General features: G+C 53.7%; 17 protein-coding genes. 7 read left to right on the forward strand and 10 right to left on the reverse strand.

Annotated elements, in window-relative coordinates; all coding sequences use genetic code 11:
• Positions 1-226: 226 nt before the first annotated feature.
• Genes H144_RS0120515 through H144_RS0120525 form a run of 3 tightly spaced genes read right to left on the reverse strand, consistent with a single transcriptional unit; the run spans position 227 to position 3,255 of the window.
• Positions 227-1,012 carry an SDR family NAD(P)-dependent oxidoreductase gene (locus tag H144_RS0120515; RefSeq protein ID WP_019943984.1) on the reverse strand — a complete coding sequence of 262 codons (786 nt, stop codon included), beginning with the start codon at positions 1,010-1,012 and terminating at the stop codon, positions 227-229.
• A gap of 3 nt (positions 1,013-1,015) precedes the next feature.
• The gene (locus tag H144_RS0120520; RefSeq protein WP_026350869.1) at positions 1,016-1,876 is read right to left on the reverse strand and encodes an alpha/beta hydrolase; all 861 of its coding nucleotides are present in this window, start codon (positions 1,874-1,876) and stop codon (positions 1,016-1,018) included.
• On the reverse strand, positions 1,876-3,255 hold the full coding sequence (locus H144_RS0120525) for a Gfo/Idh/MocA family protein (RefSeq protein WP_019943986.1): 1,380 nt from the start codon (positions 3,253-3,255) through the stop codon (positions 1,876-1,878). The genes H144_RS0120520 and H144_RS0120525 overlap by 1 nt, the downstream gene beginning before the upstream one ends.
• Before the next feature lie 130 nt (positions 3,256-3,385).
• Here H144_RS0120525 and H144_RS0120530 point away from each other — a divergent pair, with 130 nt between their 5' ends.
• Positions 3,386-3,868, forward strand: a complete 483-nt coding sequence (locus H144_RS0120530) for a DinB family protein (RefSeq protein WP_019943987.1) — start codon at positions 3,386-3,388, stop codon at positions 3,866-3,868.
• A 62-nt stretch (positions 3,869-3,930) separates the two neighbouring features.
• Here H144_RS0120530 and H144_RS0120535 read toward each other — a convergent pair whose 3' ends face one another.
• The gene (locus H144_RS0120535) at positions 3,931-4,572 is read right to left on the reverse strand and encodes a 3-keto-disaccharide hydrolase (RefSeq protein WP_019943988.1); all 642 of its coding nucleotides are present in this window, start codon (positions 4,570-4,572) and stop codon (positions 3,931-3,933) included.
• A gap of 226 nt (positions 4,573-4,798) precedes the next feature.
• Here H144_RS0120535 and H144_RS0120540 point away from each other — a divergent pair, with 226 nt between their 5' ends.
• Positions 4,799-7,198: a PAS domain-containing sensor histidine kinase gene (locus tag H144_RS0120540; protein WP_019943989.1), complete on the forward strand. Its 2,400-nt coding sequence runs from the start codon at positions 4,799-4,801 to the stop codon at positions 7,196-7,198.
• A 10-nt stretch (positions 7,199-7,208) separates the two neighbouring features.
• On the opposite strand, the gene H144_RS0120545 is transcribed toward H144_RS0120540, so the two are convergent.
• Positions 7,209-7,499, reverse strand: coding sequence for a GNAT family N-acetyltransferase (locus H144_RS0120545; protein WP_019943990.1), 291 nt, complete (start codon positions 7,497-7,499; stop codon positions 7,209-7,211).
• Between the two features lie 71 nt (positions 7,500-7,570).
• Between H144_RS0120545 and H144_RS0120550 the strand changes: the two genes are divergently transcribed.
• The gene (locus H144_RS0120550; RefSeq protein WP_019943991.1) at positions 7,571-8,572 is read left to right on the forward strand and encodes a phosphotransferase; all 1,002 of its coding nucleotides are present in this window, start codon (positions 7,571-7,573) and stop codon (positions 8,570-8,572) included.
• Positions 8,573-8,606: 34 nt separating this feature from the next.
• Here H144_RS0120550 and H144_RS0120555 read toward each other — a convergent pair whose 3' ends face one another.
• Complete coding sequence (locus H144_RS0120555; RefSeq protein ID WP_019943992.1) at positions 8,607-9,524, reverse strand: sugar phosphate isomerase/epimerase family protein; 918 nt, start codon at positions 9,522-9,524, stop codon at positions 8,607-8,609.
• Between the two features lie 113 nt (positions 9,525-9,637).
• On the opposite strand from H144_RS0120555, the gene H144_RS0120560 reads away from it, so the two are divergent.
• Complete coding sequence (locus H144_RS0120560) at positions 9,638-10,135, forward strand: VOC family protein (RefSeq protein ID WP_019943993.1); 498 nt, start codon at positions 9,638-9,640, stop codon at positions 10,133-10,135.
• A gap of 1 nt (position 10,136) precedes the next feature.
• Here the strand turns inward: H144_RS0120560 and H144_RS0120565 are convergent, their stop codons facing one another.
• From H144_RS0120565 to H144_RS0120575, 3 genes are read right to left on the reverse strand one after another with little or no spacing between them, the layout of a single operon-like run.
• A complete protein-coding gene (locus tag H144_RS0120565) occupies positions 10,137-11,318 on the reverse strand; it encodes a glycoside hydrolase family 5 protein (protein ID WP_019943994.1) in 1,182 nt (393 codons plus the stop codon).
• 60 nt (positions 11,319-11,378) lie between these two features.
• The gene (locus H144_RS0120570) at positions 11,379-13,409 is read right to left on the reverse strand and encodes a M56 family metallopeptidase (RefSeq protein WP_019943995.1); all 2,031 of its coding nucleotides are present in this window, start codon (positions 13,407-13,409) and stop codon (positions 11,379-11,381) included.
• 26 nt (positions 13,410-13,435) lie between these two features.
• A complete protein-coding gene (locus tag H144_RS0120575; RefSeq protein ID WP_157505001.1) occupies positions 13,436-13,801 on the reverse strand; it encodes a BlaI/MecI/CopY family transcriptional regulator in 366 nt (121 codons plus the stop codon).
• Positions 13,802-13,903: 102 nt separating this feature from the next.
• On the opposite strand from H144_RS0120575, the gene H144_RS0120580 reads away from it, so the two are divergent.
• The 3 genes from H144_RS0120580 (at position 13,904) to H144_RS0120590 (ending at position 16,238) form a co-directional block, all read left to right on the forward strand.
• Positions 13,904-14,125, forward strand: coding sequence for a hypothetical protein (locus H144_RS0120580; protein ID WP_019943997.1), 222 nt, complete (start codon positions 13,904-13,906; stop codon positions 14,123-14,125).
• A gap of 231 nt (positions 14,126-14,356) precedes the next feature.
• The gene (locus tag H144_RS0120585) at positions 14,357-15,217 is read left to right on the forward strand and encodes an oxidoreductase (RefSeq protein WP_019943998.1); all 861 of its coding nucleotides are present in this window, start codon (positions 14,357-14,359) and stop codon (positions 15,215-15,217) included.
• 76 nt (positions 15,218-15,293) lie between these two features.
• On the forward strand, positions 15,294-16,238 hold the full coding sequence (locus tag H144_RS0120590; RefSeq protein WP_019943999.1) for an AraC family transcriptional regulator: 945 nt from the start codon (positions 15,294-15,296) through the stop codon (positions 16,236-16,238).
• Positions 16,239-16,269: 31 nt separating this feature from the next.
• Here the strand turns inward: H144_RS0120590 and H144_RS0120595 are convergent, their stop codons facing one another.
• Positions 16,270-17,277 carry a sugar phosphate isomerase/epimerase family protein gene (locus H144_RS0120595; protein WP_019944000.1) on the reverse strand — a complete coding sequence of 336 codons (1,008 nt, stop codon included), beginning with the start codon at positions 17,275-17,277 and terminating at the stop codon, positions 16,270-16,272.
• Between the last annotated feature and the right edge of the window lie 22 nt (positions 17,278-17,299).

The following is a 17,299-nucleotide window of genomic DNA, read 5'->3' on the forward strand; positions in this document are numbered from 1 at the left end:
AATAGTTACTAAACGTATAGCCCTAACCGGGCGCTATACGCGGCAACTAGTTGGACGGACAATAAAAAACCGCTTCCATTGCATGGAAACGGCTTTTTGATGGATAGTAATACCAATTTTGCAGAAACTAACCTGATTTTTGCAGTACCTTACTCGATCCGGATATCAATGTACGCGTGCAAACGTTTGAATCTTGTAAAAATTATATTCAGAGATTAAAAAACGATTAACGCGCCGTCCAGCCTCCGTCCACGGCCAGAATCGAGCCGACCATGTAGCTGGCGGCATCACTGGCCAGGAAAATCGCAGCGCCCTGGATTTCACGCAGATGCCCCCAGCGCCGCAGGGCCGTCGCACCGAGAATAATGTCGCGGGCATCGTCGCTCTCGGCAATGGGGATATTCATCTCCGTGAGGAACGGACCGGGGCATATGGCGTTCACCATGACGTCGAACGGTGCGAGCTCCAATGCCAGTGCTCGCGTCATTTGCACAATGGCACCCTTGCTTGCCGTATAGGGCGTACGGTTCGCGAGCCCTACCAGTCCCAGCGTACTCGCAAGGTTGATCATGCGGCCGCTCCGCTGTGCTTTCATATGCGGCGCCACCGCCCGGCAGGCGAGCCAGGTGCCGGTTACATTCACATCCATAACGTGCTTGAAATCGGCCGGAGAAAGCTCGTCGATCGGGCCGCGGATGTTGATCCCCGCACTGTTGATGAGAATATCGATCTTCCCGAAACTTTCCAGCGCGAATGCCACCATCGCATTCACCTGCTCCTCGCTCGTTATGTCGGCCGCGTACGAAAGCACGCGCGTGCCGAACGAAATGCACAGCTCGGCGGCACTCCGTTCGCCGTCCACCGCGCTTCTGTTTACAAGGAGCATATCGCAGCCTGCCGACGCCAGCCCGGCCGCCATCGCCAAACCCAGCCCTTTTGAGCCTCCGGTAACAACAGCCACTTTCCCGGTCAGGTCAAATTGCCTGATGCCCGGCAAAACATCCTGAACCATAGGTTAGTACTGGTGAAATGCCTTCGATACGAATTCGAGTACTTCCGGCAGCGACTCGCGCCAGTAGGTCCACGTGTGCCCGCCCTCGCGTACGCGGAACTCGTGCGGGATTTCTTTTTTCCGCAATGCAATGTGTACCAGGCTATTGCCTTCATACAGAAAATCATCGTCGCCGCAATCGATATACCAGCGCACGGCCTTTTTCTGATCGTCGGGCATGTTGTTGATCAATGCCAGCGCGCTGTGGCGGTTATAGTAGCGCTCCACCGTAGAATCGGCGATATTGGGATTGTTCCTGACCATGTTTTTTTTGGCATCGTCCAGGGTAATCGGCCCGGTGGAGGCACTTAGCGGGCAGGCCGACGAAAACAGTTCCGGGTGGTGCAATGCGTACATAAAGCTGCCGCCGCCGCCCATGGAAAGCCCCGCAATGGCCCGGAAGCGCTTTTCGCCCTTGATGCGGAATTTCTTTTCGACGTAAGGCATCAGCTCCGTGAAGAAGAAATCTTCGTAGGGCCAGTCGCCCTTCACATCATTGAAATACCCCCTCCTACCCGTGTTGGCATCGGGCATGACGATGATCATCGGGGTCGCTTTGCCCTCGCGGATCGCCTTGTCGGCAATGTGCAGCACCTCGCCGAACTGCACCCAGCCGGTATGGTCGTCACCGGCGCCGTGCAGCAGGTACATAACCGGATAGCTGCGCTCCGATGTCGCGTAGTCGGGCGGCAGGTAAATGGCGAATTTTCTTTCCGATTTCAGAAGTTTGGAGGGTACCGACAGGTTGTCGAGCACCTTGCCAGTCTGGGCAAGCGCCGGGATAGCCAGCATTGCGGCCAATGCGATGGTAGATATGATCTTCATTATTTCTTCTTCATTTTCATGGCTACCGGGTCCCAGTGGACGATTTTCTTGCTGAAATAGCTTTCATTACAAGCCAGCACCGGCGCCGCGGCCCGGAAACCGAATACGGGATCTTCCACGGTACCCAGGCTGCCCTTTTTCACATTCTCGAAAAAGTCGCGGAAGTGATTGGCGTGCGCGTCGTCCTCTTTCGGCGCTTCAAAACGGACTTCCTTCACCGGTTCGGCCTTGCGGGTGTCGTCCGGATATTGGGCGTCGTACTGCTTTTTAAACTCTTTCTGCTGCGCTTCCGAAAAGGTATTGAAGCTGTCGTAACCGCCCATGCCCGGCGCTTTCGGCAATTTCTTCTTGGTCAGTACGAGGTTATTTTCGGTAAATTCGATCTGCCCTTCCGTACCGATAATGCGGGTGTTGTTGGCTATGGCGCCTGCGTTGGCGAAGTTCACCCGCAGTACCATCTGGAAGTTGGCGTGAATGTCGGTTTTGGGGTAATCGAGGATGGAAACGAGCACGTCGGGCACGTCGCGACCGTCTTTCCAGTAACTCAGCTCGCCCGACGACATCACACGCTCCGGCCCAAGTGAATTGGTCACGAAATGCACGCCGGTAATAAGGTGTACAAAAAGGTCGCCGCCCACACCGGTGCCGTAATCCTGGTAATTTCTCCAACGAAAAAACCGCTTGGCATCGAACGCACGTTTAGGCGCGTCGCCGAGGTAGGTATCCCAGTCGACCGTGCTCGGTGAAGCATCCGTCGGAATGGAGTAGTTCCAGGCGCCGATAGAATTGAAACGGTCGTTATTGGATTCTACATAATTGATTTCCCCGATTTCGCCGGCCTGGAACAGGCGTTTCGCTTCCTTGAACGAAGCCGAGCTGATTCGCTGGCTGCCCACCTGCATCGTCTTGCCCGATTTCTTCCAGGCGTCGATCACGGAAAGGCCCTCGTTAATGTGGTGTACCATCGGTTTTTCGCAGTACACATTTTTTCCGGCCTGCAATGCGGCTTTGGTAATGTGGTCGTGCCAATGGTCGGGGGTTACCACAAGTACCGCGTCGATATCCTTTCGTTCGAGGATCTGGCGGTAGTCCCGGGTGGTAAAAATATCCTTTCCATACACTTCCTTCACGCGGGTGAGACGACCGTCGTACAAGTCTGCTGCGGCAACGAATTCCACATCCTGGGAACTGCGCAGGGCTGCCTTGGTGTCGCTGTGCCCCTGAATCCCCATGCCGATCGTCGCGAAACGGATCTTGTCGTTGGGACTGATTTTTTTGAGGTCTTTAATGATGTGAAAAGGTTTGGCAATACTTTCCGTGGCTAACAGAGCAGACGCGGCTGTTACATTTCTGAGAAAATTACGGCGGTTAGGATTCATTGAAGCTTTTCAAAAGGTTTGGATGATGACTCCCCTAATTTAAGCAATTCGGAATTTGTTGCGCCGGTAAATCAAAAATATGTACATTTTGTCGCCTTATTCCTCACTCTACTAATTAACTAATTTTCCGATGCACGCCGACCAGCGAAAAAAACTGATCAATGAATTGACTGCCCTGATCAAAGGGGGCAACGCCCACGTAACCCTTTCAGAAGCGCTCTCCGGCATTCCGGCCGACATGCGCACCACCATCCCCGACAACCTGCCGTACAGCATCTGGCAACTCCTGGAACACATCCGGATCGCGCAAAAGGATATTGTCGATTTTTCGATCTCCAAGGATTACAAAACGCTGGTATGGCCAGACGATTACTGGCCGCAGCCGACCGACTCGGTAACCGACGAGCAATGGGCAGACAGTATTGAAGAAATCGAGCGCGACCAGCAGCGTTTCTTCGCATTGCTATCCGACGAGGGCAAAGATCTTTTCAGTCCATTGGCGTGGGGTACCGGCCAGAATATCGTGCGGGAAGCCATGCTCATCGCCGACCATAATTCCTACCACATTGCCGAGATCATCGTAGCGCGGCGTTTGCTGGGAATCTGGAAATAGTGCAGAAAATCGAAAGCCGGTCCCGCAATGGGCCGGCTTTCGATTTTCTGGTCATTCCTTTACTATAATTCTTCGATCACAATATCCTTGTAAAATACCTTGGCTTTGCCTCCGCCGTGGATTTGCAGGCCAATGAGGCCCTTCTGTGGAATGGATTTGTCGGGCTCGGTGTAGTCCACTGTTTTGGTACCATTCAAAAACAGCTGAATGCGGCCGTTACGGCTGTGAACTTCGTAATCATTCCAGTCGTTCCGCTTCACAATTTTCTCCACCAATGCGGAATCCGCTGCGATCAGGGTTTTGTTTCGCCGCGATTCGTCGTACAGACTTGCCCAGTATTTATCGCCGAGATCGGCCTGGTAGCCGGTCATTTCGTAGGGCGGATTAGTGAGCCGGACGCTGTGAAACTGCACGCCGGTATTGATAAAACCATCCGTACCAGTGAGTTTGAATTTCACTTTCAACTTAAAATTACCGTACTGCTTCCGCGTACACAGGAATTCGTTATGCGGAACGGTTTCTTCCAACGAGCCGCCGGCAATGCTTCCGTTCTCGATCTTCCAGGTTTTGAGCGTATCGCCCTCCCAGCCATGGAATGTCTTGCCGTCGAACAGCGGCACGGGCTTTTGGGGGGCCTGTATCATAATGCAGCCGGCAAACACCCATGCAACGGCGCCGGATAAATAAAACCTGATTTTCCGCATGACAAGGTTGGTTAAATGCTAGTATACTTTTTTCAATGATGATAAAGGGAACCGGGAAAGAATTTTACTTTGCCCGCCCCGAATGAACCGATCCCAGCTGGCTTTTTGCTCTCACCTCCCACGGGGAAGTAACTAATCATTGCTTTTGAGCTAATATCCGTATTTTTACACCATGCGAGACGTCCCAGGACGTGCCGCATCATAACCCGATGACGAATCACTACCCATGACTGGTACCCTGAATGAGCCCCACGACGATCTGCTGCTCGCGATTGAAAGATTCAAACTTGTGGCGAAAGCTACCCATGACGTAATCTGGGACTGGGACCTGGAAAAAGGTACGGTATGGTGGAACGAAACGATGGAAGAAATTTTCGGGTACAAACCAAAGGAAATTGAAAGCGGCCCCAAATCGTGGTTCGACCGCATTCACCCGGACGACCAGGAGCGGGTCGTGAATAAGATTTACGGCGTCATCGAAAAAGGCGAAAGCAACTGGGCGGACAATTACCGTTTCAGACGATCCGACGGCTCTTACGCGCAGGTGCACGACCGCGGGTACACGATCCAACGCGAGGGCAAGCCCGTGCGGATGGTGGGTTCGATGATGGACATTTCTCCGCGGCTGCGTGCCGATAAGGCATTAAAAGAGAGTGAAGAAAACCTCAAATTCGCCATGCACGCAGCCCAGCTCGGCACCTGGAACCTGAATCCGGCCGACCGGTGGGCATTCTTCAACGATCGTTGTAAGGAGCTTTTCGGCAACCCCGACGATAAAGACATGCATTACGACACCCTGGCGCAGCTCATCCACCCGGACGACCGCGGACGCGTGTCGGATGCCATCACCCGTGCGCTCGACCCAGCCCAGCGAAGCACCTACAATGTGCGTTACCGCGTCATCGGCGCCAAAGACGGCATCATGCGCTGGCTGCATTGCACCGGACAGGCATATTTCGACCAGAGCGGTGTCCCCTACCGGTTTTCCGGCATTTCGAGGGAGATTACCAGCGAAATTACGAGCCAGGAAAAGATCGCCTGGGCCGACCAGCAGGCCGCTATGACCATTGAAGGTTCCGGTGCGGGCTCATTTATGGTTGCCCTGGGCACGAACGAAATTATCTACTCGCCTACTATGGCGCGCATCATTACCGGCAGCGAAAAGAGCAACATGACGCGCGAAATCCTGCTTGCCAGCCTTCACCCCGACGACGTTCCCATTCGGGACGAGGCGTACCGCGAGGCGGCAGATAATGGCGAACTACGGTATGAGGCCCGCTTTATCTGGAACAATGGATCGGTACACTGGGTCCGGGTGCTGGGGCGGTACCTCTACGACAGCCTGGGCAAAGCGGTGTCGCTCTCGGGAATCGTCATGGACATTACCGACCGGATCGAATCGGAGCAGCGCCTGAAAGTGAATGAGGAGCATCTGCGTACGCTCATCGCGCAGGCACCGGTCGCGACGGCCCTGTTTGTCGGAGAAGATATGGTGATCGACATTCCGAACGAGGCGATGCTGAAAGTGTGGGGCAAGGGCGACGCCGTGATCGGCAAACCGCTGCGGGTGGCCCTGCCGGAGCTGGAAGGCCAGCCGTTTCTTGACATTCTCGACCGCATTTACCGCACCGGCGAGGCCTATTCCGAGCAAGGCGCCCGCGCCGACCTCGTCGTGGGCGGCAAGTTGCAGACGTTCTATTACGATTATACTTACAAACCCCTTAAAAACGCAGCAGGAGAAGTGTACGCAATCCTCGACATGGCCGTTGACGTGACCGAGCAGGTCATTTCCCGGCAGGAGCTCGAACGAAGCGAGGAACGCTACCGCCAGCTCGCCAGCGAGCTCGAACAGCGCGTAACACAGCGCACCAATGAGCTGCACCAGGCGAATATTGAACTGGTTAATTCCAACAACAACCTGCAACAATTCGCCTATGCTGCGAGCCATGACATGCAGGAGCCACTGCGGAAAATCCAGTCTTTCAGCACGCGTTTGCAGTCAACCTATGCCGGTCAGTTCGATGACAATGGCAAATACATGCTTAATCGTATTCAGGATGCTTCGAAAAGGATGTCGGCGATGATCGACGACCTGCTCGCCTACTCGCGCCTCACGACGCGCGAGGGTGAGTTCAGCGCCGTAGCGCTTGGCGATATCGTCAGTTCGGTGCTGGCTGACCTTGAAATCTCTATTCAGGAACAGAATACGGAGATTACCGTACGGGAAATGCCGGTGGTGTGGGGCAATGGTCAACAGCTCACCCAACTCATGCAGAACCTGGTGAGCAATGCCATCAAGTACCGCCTGCCGGAGCAGGAATCGACCATTCAAATTGCCTACCGGAACGTGGAGGATGCGGAGAAAGCGACCTTGCCCAAATTACTGCCCGACCACCGGTACATTCGCCTGGAAGTGAGCGACAACGGCATCGGTTTCGATGAAACTTACCTTGACCGCATTTTCCAGATGTTCCAGCGCCTGCACGGGCGGAGCGAATATTCAGGCTCGGGTATCGGACTGGCATTGTGCAAAAAGGTCGTTCAGAACCACCACGGTTACATTACCGCCAAAAGCCGACCAGGCGAAGGCGCCACATTTATCGTATACCTGCCGCAGCCAGTGTGAGGCGGCAGGACTATTTCGCCCAGACGTCGGCGAAATCGTCGGGGTGGCGGCGAAACTGTCCGTGCACGTACTCGCACAGGGGCATTACCTGTAACTTGTGCTCACGCGCATAGGCGACCATCGCGTCCAGCATCTTGCGCGCCAGCCCACGTCCTTCCATTTCGGGATCGACTTCCGTGTGGTAGACGGTCAATGTCGTTTCGCTCAATCCGACCACCATCTCGCCCACCTGCTTGCCATCTTCCACCACATAAAAGGCGCCTCTGCGACGGTTATCGAGTTTGAAATTGATCTCAGCCATAAATTTTTGTTTAACTGCGTTACGTCCGGAGCAAATATATCATAATTTTGCCGCCCCAATCGCCTTTCGCCATGAACGTATTCCCCGTCTCGAACTCGACACTTTCACCTGCTCACCTGGGCCGGTTTGTTGAAAAACGATATTTCCCGGGCCAGCCGATCGAATGCCGGATACTGAAAACAGGTATCAGCGATACTTACCTGATCAGCACAGCTGCGGGCAGCTATATTTTCCGCGTGTATTCTTTCCAATGGAGAACATTCACCGAGATTTCGGAAGAATTACGTTTGCTGGCCCATTTGCAGGAAAACGGCATTGCTGTCTCCTATCCGATTGCAGATATTGAAAATACATTCATCCACGCCTTCGCAGCACCGGAAGGTGAGCGGTATGGCGTGTTGTTTTCTTTTGCAGAAGGTAAAAAAGTGCTCAATTTTGATACCGGGACCCACTACCAGGTCGGTTCGCTCATGGCGCGCATGCATTTGCAGACTGAAAATTTTGCATTGACCCGCATTACCTACACCGAAAAGGAACTTCTGGTCGATTCGCTGGCGCAGCTCGGCCGGTTCCTCCCCGCTGAAACCGACGAAATGCAGTACATGAAAACGGTACAGGCATATCTGCTCGACGAACTGAAAAACGCCGACCATGACCAGCTACGGAAAGGCGCCGTCCATCTCGATATCTGGTTCGACAATATGAATATCACCGACGACGGCCGCATTACCTTCTTCGATTTCGATTTCTGCGGAAACGGCTGGCTCTGCCTCGATATGGCCTATTACGTGCTCCAAATCCATTCAACGGAAAAGGACGAACCGGAGCAACTGCGCAAAACGGAGGCGTTTTACAAGGGTTATGAATCTGTGACCCGCATTTCCGAAGAAGAAAAGCGCCTGATCCCGATGTTGGGCGTCTGCATGTATTTCTTTTACCTGGGCATTCAGTCGCAGCGGTACGACAACTGGTCGAATGTTTTTTTAAATGAGATCTATCTAAAAAGGTTCATTAATCTTTTACTCAAAAAATACTTCGATTACCACCAGCTCGGGTCCAAAGCTGTGTCATAAAAAAGGCCGGTAATGACTACCGGCCCTGCCTATGTTAAACGGATGCTTCGACGATCTTCTTCATTTTGGCAAGGCTCGTCTTCGCGACCTGCAATGCGTCCTGTGCCCAATAGTCCTTATTGAAAACCTCGAATGAGAGAACAATAGGCTTATCCTGGTTTTTGAGGTCTTTCAAAACATCTTTCCACGGCGCAATGCCATCGCCTACATACACGCGATCGGCGTCGGTGATCGTCTCGCGGGGCGGCGTTTTCGGATAATCGTTCACGTGGAAAATCTCGATCAGCGGCTTGCCCACATCCTTAATGGCCTCCATTCCCGACCCACCCTTGTGCAAATGGTACACATCCATGAGCAAGCGGGCCGACGGGTGCCCCGATTCCACCGCCACGTACAATATTTCTCCTACCCGGCTCAGGTTTTTGGAAAATCCCCAGAGTTCGAGGTGCGGCACAACGCCGGTTTTATCTCCTAATTCCAGGATTGCGCGATAACGCTCAGCCACACGTGCGAGGTCCAGCGACGCGCCGGTGGTAGCACCCATCGGAGGAGCCGCCACGCGCGGGCAGCCGATAGCCGCCAGCTGTTCCATTTCACCTTTCAGCTGGTCCAATGCTTTGGTACGCGCCGCCTCGTCGTCCACGATCCACGTCGCAAAACCGATCGCGTCTTCTACTTTCAGCCCCAGGTCGCCGATAATGCGTTTGGCCTCCTGCAATGTACCTCCGCCTTTAAGGTAATCCTGCAAAGTGCTGATCCAGATCTCCACCGACCCATAACCGGCCTTGGCGGCCACTTCCAGCTCCTTGCGGAAGCCGAGCTTCTGGCCGCGCAGCGTGCTCATATTGAGGGAATAGATAAATGGCTGGTCTTTCGGCTTGGCGGCCTCGGCGGGAACGATGCCCGCTGCACTCACGGCAGCTAGCGAGGATAATGCTTCTCGGCGGTTCATCAATGCGTTCTGAATGGTTAACTGATTTACAGGTAAAGCCCCTTTCCGGAATTATTTACCGCAAATCAGTGTAAATTGATTGTTTCTAGACGACACTCAGCCTCCTGCCATTCATGGAACCAGACAACTATATCATACCCGCCCAGACCCGCATTGGTCATGTGCATTTGAAAGTGGCCGACCTCGACCGTGCCATTGATTTTTATTGCGGCCTGCTCGGTTTCGAGATCACGACGCGCTACGGCACCCAGGCCGTATTCATTTCGGCCGGCGGCTACCACCACCACATCGGCCTGAATACCTGGTACAGCAAAGGCGCCCCCGCGGCGTCACAGCACGGCGTCGGCCTGTTCCACACGGCCATCCTCTACCCTACACGCAAGGATCTCGCGGTGGCATTGAACCGGCTCATTAAAGCCGGCTACCCGCTCACCGGCGCTAGCGACCATGGCGTTTCCGAAGCCCTCTACCTCAACGACCCCGACGGCAATGGTGTAGAACTCTACTGGGACCGCCCGCAGGATCAATGGGAATACCTGCCCGACGGATCTATCGAGATGTATACGAAGAGTCTGAATATTCCGGGGTTGCTTTCTGAATTGAATAAATGAATCAATATTTCATCAGCAAGGTCAGCAACTTCCGATCCAATTTATGGCCGTGCCAATCTTCATAGGCTACGTCTTCCCTGCGGGAATCGAGGACTCCGAAATCGCCGGCGAATTCCCAGAGTGAGAAGCCGATGCCATTGGACGAGAGGATGTCGAGGACGTCGTTGAACCAGGCCAGGAATACGTCGTGCGGGGTTTTGTTCCAGCAGCCGCATTCGCCGCAATGCACACCCACGCCCTTTCCTACGAGCTCGATCCAGGGTTTATAGAACTTTTCGAGCATGGCGCGGCTGAGATACTGGTCGCCTACCTGTCCGGGCCATTTCGGTTCGGGCGCATTGTCGGGGTCCTTCATGGCCCAGGGTGCCTTGTAATGCGAGATAATGCCCGGATGGTAACCCCGGCAGCTTTGCGCAATATCGAGGTCGGCGAGCTCGGGGATGACCGACGTGCCTACGTCATTACCATCCGCGATGATCAGGTGGCCCGGGTTTTCCTTGCGGATCGCCTCCGAGGCTGCTATGGCCACTTTCCGGTACACGTCGCCGGGCACGGATGAGCGTTTGGAATGCTGATCGTTCATGTCGGCGCGCATGCTCGGCTCGTTGAGCAGGTCGAAGCTGATGCGTTTCGAGGTAATACCCTTGTATCTTTTCGCCCACATATTCCAGTGAAAACAGAAGGCGTCAAGCGCTTTCTGGTCCGTCCAAAGGTTGTACGGTTCGTTAAATCCCGCGTTCACGCAGTATCCCGGCGCACGGTGCAGGTTCAGGCTCACGTGGATCTTGTGCTTGTGCGCTGCCGTGACCAGTTTATCGATCCGGTCCACCGCCTGCTCATCGATCTGGTACACTTCCTCCGGCGTAATGTTCCGGCTTCGGTCGAATTTCACGTATGCGGGGTAAGCCATCGGAATGCGTACGAAGTCGAAACCCCAGTCGCTCATCCATTTGAATTGCTCTTCGGTCGTGGCTTTTCGGCCCTTCGCCGGGTCGGGCGAGAAGAAATCGAGCAAGTTGAAACCTTTCCATTTGGGAAGCTTGTTCTGTGCCACCTGGCCGGGAAAAGTCCTCACCGGATCGGCCTCGTCTGGATGAGTTTGGCCCGAAACAGCGAAACCGGGCACCATTGCGGCGCCGGCTGCTGCGATCGATGTATTTTTGATGAATATCCTGCGATGCATAGGTTCGGAAGTTGTCTTTTGTAACTCCTTATTAAACACATCGGGGTGGCGGTTTTACTGCTATTCTTCCCGCTGGTGGATCACGCCGGTCTTAAGGTGGCCGTTCTGGTTGCGGTAATTATACAGCAATTCAAACTGCTTGTCGCCCATGTCTTTGAGGTATTTTTCTTTCAATTTCTGGTGCAGGATAGCCGATTGCTTCGTGCCGTTCACGATCAGTTCTTCGTCCGATAACCGGTACGACAGGTTTTCCTTATCTTTCACCAACCCCTCTTTTGTGAGTTCGCCGATGATCCCTTCCTGAATTTTAATATAAGCCTCCCGCTGTTTCTCGGCCTCCTTGCGGTGCTCTTCGGCGATTTTCCGATGCACTTCCGCTTCCTCCCTGTGCTTTTCGGCTTGCTTGCGGTGAAGCTCGGCCACTACGCGCTGCTCGTCGGCCTGCTTGCGCAAATCTTCCGCCGCTTCGCGCTGCTTACCCGCTTCTTCCCGGTGCTTTTCCGCTTCCAGCCGCATAACGTGGGCTGCTTCGCGCTGCTTATCAGCTTCCCGGCGCTGCTCGTCGGCTAACTTGCGCATTTCCTCGGCCTTCTCGCGCTCCTTTTCGGCCCGCTCATGCTGTACCTTCACCTCCTCCATGATCTTGTCGACCTCCGGCTGGTATCTGGCATACTCGTTTTCAGGAATTTCCTGGTCGTCGATGAAGAGTGAGATCATCTTGCCGTTCCGCTGCACGATCTCATAGTGCCTGTTGTTACGTGTAAGGCTATACGTACTGATACCTTCCCGGGCCGAGCGCACGTTTGCCGAGTGGATCTGCGTCTCGGAGGTCCGCGTTTTCTTTTTGGGCAACGTATCCGACTCCCCGATCGATACCAGATTCATGGCCGACATCAGCAACTCGTCCGCTGTGGGGTGCTCTTCCGGCGTTGAATGCGCGTCTGTCGTCAGAAGCTCCACCGGCATCGGATGTGCCTGCGGCAAGTTCATTTTTTCAACCGGCTGGTTTTTCCGTACCGTCGGTAATAACTGTCTTTTCGCGGGTTTTTCAGGCGCCGTCGCTGCGGAAAGGGTAATGGCCGCCGCCAGACTGAATGTTACAAATAGTTTTTCCATGGCATCAAGTGGTTTATTATTGTTATTGACAATGCGTTTGATCCTGTCGAGCAAATGGTTGCGCTTTTTGGAAAAAGCCATTTCAAATGCGGGCCTCGACTGGTTATATTCCTGAAACGATACGAGTGCGTGAATGAAGGACGTTTTGTTTTGCATGACGCTGATCGCCAGGTCGTCGCAGCAATGCTCGCGTTCCTCGCGGATCAATTTGGAAATCCACAGCACCGCCGGGTTGAAAAAGAAGACGTTTTCGCAGAAAATTTGAAGCAGGTTCACCAGGTAATCGCGGCGGCGGATATGTGCCAGTTCGTGCAGCAAAATGGCTTCCACCTGCGCCGCCGGCAGGTTTGCCAGCATCCCCAGCGGCACCAGCACAACTGGTTTCAGAAACCCGATCACCATCGGAACGGTTACCTGCACCGATTCCCGCAATTCGATTTCCTGCCTGATCCGCATCCGCTCCGCCAGTTCGTAGAAACGGACTATCCAACGCATTTCCGGCGCTGAAACAGACCTCGTGATCCGGTTCAGGTAAAAAAGCCCACTGACCGCCTGCAAGGATTTGAATGCAAAAACGGCAAACCAGGCCGTCACGATCAACTGTGCGTGCCGGCTGAAAAACTGTACCATACGGGTGACCCAATCCGTTTCCGCGGTCATTTGCACGACAGTGTCGCCGTTTTGCAGCACCGCCCTAGCCACCCACTCTCCTGAAAACGGCTTTGCCGCGCCGGGAACCACACCGGATTTTTCTAGGGAGAAAAGGAATGTCAGCACCGTGCCGGCGATGAGCAACAGCATCACCGAAGCGAGGAGGTTGTAACGCAGCACAGGTTTACTTTTTTGGGTAAACAACAGGATACCGCCGGCCAGGATCGCGGCCACGAGCCCCTGCCAGAGTGAATGCATAAGCGTGAGGCACAATGCCTCAATCCATTGGTATGCTGCGGGCTGATCGATGATGTTCCAGGCCATGGCTAATTATTGTTACCTTTTGATAATTACTGATCCAGGTTTTTCAGAAAGTCCTTGATTTCACTGAGCTCTTCGGCGGATGTTTTCTTGTTCCCGAAAAGCTGCATCACCAGGCTCGACGCCGAGCCCTTATACATCGAGTCCACGAAACGTTCCAGCAGCGCCGATTTCGTCTTGTCCTCCGGCTCGGCAGGACTGTAAATATGCTTCATACTGCTCTCATCGCGCAGTACAATGCCTTTTTCGGCCATGATCTGCATGAGTTTCAACGTCGACGAATACTGCACGGCGCGCTTTTCTTCATTGAGTTTATCATTCACAAACCGCACGGTCGACGGGCCATGTTCCCATAGCACTTGCAGTATTTCCAATTCTGATTTTGTAGGTTCCATCCGGGTATTTTTCATTCAACTTTTCAAAGGTAGGAAAAATTTCGTACGAAAAAATATTTACCGGAAATTTTCTAGATTTGATTAAACAAAAACGCACTTGACATGGTAAGCAAAACCATCACTCCTGAAACAACATTGGTCACAATCGAGATACCTGCTGACTTTGTTGGAAAGAATATCCGCGTCACCGCATCCATTGAAAGAAGAGAAAAACCTCGCAAAGCAGCGTCTTTAGAGGAAATACACGAACGATACTCACGGTTTCCTCGCATCGATATGTCAAAATTTAAATTTGATCGAAACGAAGCCAATGACTTTGACTAATGCATTCGTAGGATTCCAACATCATTATTTATCTTATTGACACACACCAAGAAAAAAGTGTAATAGCCGAGAAGCTGGTCGTCGAGGGCAGCTCACGATTATCAATCCTTTTTGCCCCGCCGGCTGACCCATCTTTGACATTCATAAAAACCCCGTTAATCCGCCCAAGTCCCGGGCGGAGGCGGTGTGTCATCTTTGTATCATCCATTACGAACAAAAATGACAAGAAAAATGAATACTCCTAAAACATGGTTCATTACCGGGGCTTCGAGAGGTTTCGGTCTGGAAATTACCAAAGCGGTACTGGCTGCCGGCGATCAGGTGGTGGCTACCGTCAGAAGTAAAGCGGGCGAGCTGGCTGCGCAATTTGACCACAATCCAGGTCTTTTCGTCGTGACGCTCGACGTCACCAATGAGGCACAGGCCAAAGAAGCCGCGGAACAGGCCATCCAGCATTTTGGTAAAATAGATATCCTGCTCAACAATGCCGGCTACGGGCTGCTGAGCGCAGTGGAAGAGGCTACGGCACAGGAAGTCCGGAACAACTACGAGGCCAATGTGTTCGGCACCCTGAATGTTACCCGCGCCGTGCTGCCGTACATGCGGGTGAGACGCGCCGGGCACGTGATCAATATTTCGTCGGTAGGCGGACTGAGCGCCTATTTCGGCTGGGGCGTATATGGCTCCACGAAATTCGCGATCGAAGGTATTACCGAGGCGCTGGCGCTCGAACTTGCTCCGCTGGGCATTCATGCGACTGTGGTGGCGCCTGGCTTCTTCCGCACGGATTTCCTCGACCATTCGTCGCTTACCCGCACTTCCAACGAGATCGCCGATTACGCTGATACGGTCGGTGCCATGCGCGCATTCGCGACCGAAGTGAACAAAAAGCAACCTGGCGATCCGAAAAAACTGGCACAGGCGCTCATTAAACTTGGTAATGCCGAAAATCCACCCGTACATTTACCGTTAGGCAAAGACACCCTCGAACGTTTCCGCGCGAAAACGGCCGCATTTGAGCAAGAAATCGGGGAATGGTACGATGTGATCACCGGAACCGACCACGACGATGTCGCCGCTGAACCCGCGTGACCGCCTTGCGTGTTATGGGGGCGCATGGCTCGGGCAATGCGTCCCCTTATTCCTGAACTTTCAAAAACGTAATCCCATGTCGGAGAAAACACTGGATAGCAAAGCGATCGATATGCTGCGCGACCTGCCGGGCCTGATCCCGGTCCTGCGCGAAAGTTTTGAGGACTGGACCATCCGGACCTTCAACCGCGAGCAGCACGAATGCCGCAATTACCTCTCGCCCAACCGCCGCGATTTTTACAAAATACTCATGATCACCGGCGGCGCCGGTATTTTCTCGCTGGGCCTCAATACGTGGTACATCGACGAGCCTACCATCCTTTTCATCCATCCCAATGACATCATTTCCTGGAAAAACCTGTCGGCCGACGGACCGGATGATCTTTCTGCGGGCTATTATTGCCTTTTCAAACGGTCGTTTATCAATGCGCACCCGCCATTGAAGGCGACGATCGAGAAGTTCGGGCTTTTCACGGACAAGGGCAAAAGCGTGATCCGTCTCGCGCCTGCGGACGTGCCTGTACTCACGCGCTTCTTCGCACGGATGCAGGAGGAAGAGCTGGTCGGCGACGCGTTCAACCAGGAGGCGATGGAGGCTTATTTGCAGCTGATTATGGTCGAAAGCTCCCGCGTGGCGCATTTCCCGAAAGCCAACGACGTTTCGGACGAGTACCACCATATTCACCGGTTTTTCGACCTGCTGGAAAGTGAAACGGCGCAGATCAACAAGGAAACACCTATTCGCATTAAAACGGCCAAGGAGTTCGCAGACAGCCTGGGCATTCATCCCAACCATTTAAATGCATTGCTTAAAAAACACACGGGGCAAAATGTGAGCACGCATATCCGCAACAGGCTGCTCGAGGAAACCAAGGTACTGCTCGTGCAAACGGATTGGACATTGCAGGATATCAGTTACAGCATCGGCTTTGCCGATCAGCCCAATTTCAACCAGTTTTTCAAGAAAAACACCGGCCATACCCCCGCCGAATTTCGAAAAGGGTACAGGGCCGGTGCCTGATTTTTAGTGCAAAACAAAGAAGGCTAACGCACTACGCGCCCAAGGCTTTCCTTGCGAATTCCACGCATTTGGCTGTTTCCTTCAATGCATCGGAACCTGCCGGGATTTCATATTCCAGCTCGATGGTGGCCGGGAATTTGTATTTTTTTGCGCGCATCGTTTCCAGTACCGCTACGATAGGCGTATCGCCCTGGCCCCACACCACATTGGCCCCGCCGTGCTCCTTGTTTTTACGGTCCTTCACGTGCATGCTCACAATATGGTCGTGCTTGGCTTCTAGCAAAGGGAACGGGTCGAAGCCTGCCGCCACGTAATGGCCCATATCGAAGTTCATCGCATTGTATTTCGACTGGCTCAATGCGGTATCCCACCAGGTCGGAGTTTGCTGTGTATGGCCGTGGTAGCCGCAATACACCTTGTTTTTGGCTGCAATGTCGCCCAGGCGCTTCGTTTGCGCGGGGTCGTTGGGGAGTTCCACATTTGCCTGGTTGGCGCCGAGTGCCTTGGCGGCGCGGAATGCGTAGTCCACTTCCGCATCGGTACTGTTGGCGTTCAATGCATTGGGCTTGAAACCGTAAATGCTCACACCGGCTTCGTTGTACATCTTGCGCAGCTGCACGAATTTATCCATGGATACCTTTGCGCGCCATTCCGCCATTTTGGTGGCGTATTCTTTCTGGATGGCCTTCTGCTCGTCCGTCATTTCCGGGCGTTTGCCATCCGGGCCGGGCGCGAGGTTCGGGCGCGGCGGCGCTTCGGGCGCACCTGCAAACGATTCGCCGGTTGGTCCCATGAGTTCGATCGCGCTGATATTGGTTTCAATGCAATATTTCAAAATATCCTCCGCGCTGCCCGGCAGGCTCCGCCAAGAATAGGTAATAGCGCCTACCTGCACGCCGTTGAAGAGCGAGTTGGGCTTGCCGAGTTTCTTAATATACGCCGAAGCACCGAAAATCGGGGTGCGGGCCATTACGAAACCCGCCGCCGCAAGGGCCGAAGTGCCCAAAAACCGGCGTCTTGAAAAGTCTTGGTCTTCCATAAAGTCAGGTTGGTTGTTTGAA

The organism is Dyadobacter beijingensis DSM 21582 (genome assembly GCF_000382205.1).
In the GTDB taxonomy this organism is placed as follows: domain Bacteria; phylum Bacteroidota; class Bacteroidia; order Cytophagales; family Spirosomataceae; genus Dyadobacter; species Dyadobacter beijingensis.

Bases quoted from the DNA above. Each gene is read 5' to 3' on its own strand.
- H144_RS0120515 (WP_019943984.1), bottom strand. From the start codon at position 1,012: ATGGTTCAGGATGTTTTGCCGGGCATCAGGCAATTTGACCTGACCGGG.
- H144_RS0120540 (WP_019943989.1), top strand. From the start codon at position 4,799: ATGACTGGTACCCTGAATGAGCCCCACGACGATCTGCTGCTCGCGATT.
- H144_RS0120565 (WP_019943994.1), bottom strand. From the start codon at position 11,318: ATGCATCGCAGGATATTCATCAAAAATACATCGATCGCAGCAGCCGGC.
- H144_RS0120530 (WP_019943987.1), top strand. From the start codon at position 3,386: ATGCACGCCGACCAGCGAAAAAAACTGATCAATGAATTGACTGCCCTG.
- H144_RS0120580 (WP_019943997.1), top strand. From the start codon at position 13,904: ATGGTAAGCAAAACCATCACTCCTGAAACAACATTGGTCACAATCGAG.
- H144_RS0120555 (WP_019943992.1), bottom strand. From the start codon at position 9,524: ATGAACCGCCGAGAAGCATTATCCTCGCTAGCTGCCGTGAGTGCAGCG.
- H144_RS0120585 (WP_019943998.1), top strand. From the start codon at position 14,357: ATGAATACTCCTAAAACATGGTTCATTACCGGGGCTTCGAGAGGTTTC.
- H144_RS0120525 (WP_019943986.1), bottom strand. From the start codon at position 3,255: ATGAATCCTAACCGCCGTAATTTTCTCAGAAATGTAACAGCCGCGTCT.
- H144_RS0120595 (WP_019944000.1), bottom strand. From the start codon at position 17,277: ATGGAAGACCAAGACTTTTCAAGACGCCGGTTTTTGGGCACTTCGGCC.
- H144_RS0120550 (WP_019943991.1), top strand. From the start codon at position 7,571: ATGAACGTATTCCCCGTCTCGAACTCGACACTTTCACCTGCTCACCTG.
- H144_RS0120575 (WP_157505001.1), bottom strand. From the start codon at position 13,801: ATGGAACCTACAAAATCAGAATTGGAAATACTGCAAGTGCTATGGGAA.
- H144_RS0120590 (WP_019943999.1), top strand. From the start codon at position 15,294: ATGTCGGAGAAAACACTGGATAGCAAAGCGATCGATATGCTGCGCGAC.
- H144_RS0120545 (WP_019943990.1), bottom strand. From the start codon at position 7,499: ATGGCTGAGATCAATTTCAAACTCGATAACCGTCGCAGAGGCGCCTTT.
- H144_RS0120535 (WP_019943988.1), bottom strand. From the start codon at position 4,572: ATGCGGAAAATCAGGTTTTATTTATCCGGCGCCGTTGCATGGGTGTTT.
- H144_RS0120520 (WP_026350869.1), bottom strand. From the start codon at position 1,876: ATGAAGATCATATCTACCATCGCATTGGCCGCAATGCTGGCTATCCCG.
- H144_RS0120560 (WP_019943993.1), top strand. From the start codon at position 9,638: ATGGAACCAGACAACTATATCATACCCGCCCAGACCCGCATTGGTCAT.
- H144_RS0120570 (WP_019943995.1), bottom strand. From the start codon at position 13,409: ATGGCCTGGAACATCATCGATCAGCCCGCAGCATACCAATGGATTGAG.